Consider the following 249-nt stretch of genomic DNA (forward strand, 5'->3'; position numbering starts at 1 on the left):
GTCCGGCTCTGGGCCTCGATCTCGCGGGTGTAGAGCCGCTCCGTCTCCCGGGCGCGGGCGAGGTCGCTGCGGGCCGCCTGGGCGAGGCGATCGATCTCCTGGTTGATGCTGGTCTGCGCCTCCTGCACTTCGCGGCGCAGGTCCACGAGGTCGGGGTGCCGGGGCCCGAGCTTGTTCTCGAGGCTGGCATAGCGCCGCTTGACCTCGGCCATCTGCACCCGAAGCGCCGTGATGGTCGCGGAATCCAGG

Annotated in this window: 1 protein-coding gene; it reads right to left on the bottom strand. The window is 71.1% G+C overall.

The genetic code is table 11. The annotated features are described in order from the left end of the window. Positions 1–249: hypothetical protein (locus tag CVH10_RS26270; RefSeq protein ID WP_219925039.1), on the bottom strand; the 249-nt coding region annotated here is incomplete at both ends.

It is taken from the genome of Halomonas sp. ND22Bw (genome assembly GCF_003011945.1).
Taxonomy (GTDB): Bacteria; Pseudomonadota; Gammaproteobacteria; order Pseudomonadales; family Halomonadaceae; genus Halomonas; species Halomonas halophila.